Here is a 277-nt window from a genome sequence, read left to right on the forward strand (position 1 = left end):
ACCAGTGACCCCCTGCTTGTAAGGCAGGTGCTCTCCCAACTGAGCTAATCGCCCACATAAGTTTCCCTTTGCCTTCACTTTTTAAAAGTGAAAATAAAGAGCCATGCTTCGTGGAGAAGAATGGTGGGTCGTGCAGGATTCGAACCTGCGACCAATTGATTAAAAGTCAACTGCTCTACCAACTGAGCTAACGACCCAATGGTATCCCGTAGGGGAGTCGAACCCCTGTTACCGCCGTGAAAGGGCGGTGTCCTAGGCCTCTAGACGAACGGGACAC

General features: G+C 51.3%; 2 tRNA genes. Both read right to left on the bottom strand.

The window, feature by feature from the left end:
- Window positions 1–121: 121 nt before the first annotated feature.
- A tRNA-Lys gene (locus APB76_RS00035) sits at window positions 122–197 on the bottom strand.
- Window positions 198–199: 2 nt separating this feature from the next.
- Window positions 200–275: transfer RNA gene (locus APB76_RS00040), tRNA-Glu, on the bottom strand.
- Window positions 276–277 lie beyond the last annotated feature (2 nt).

The organism is Vibrio bivalvicida (genome assembly GCF_001399455.2).
Classification (GTDB): domain Bacteria; phylum Pseudomonadota; class Gammaproteobacteria; order Enterobacterales; family Vibrionaceae; genus Vibrio; species Vibrio bivalvicida.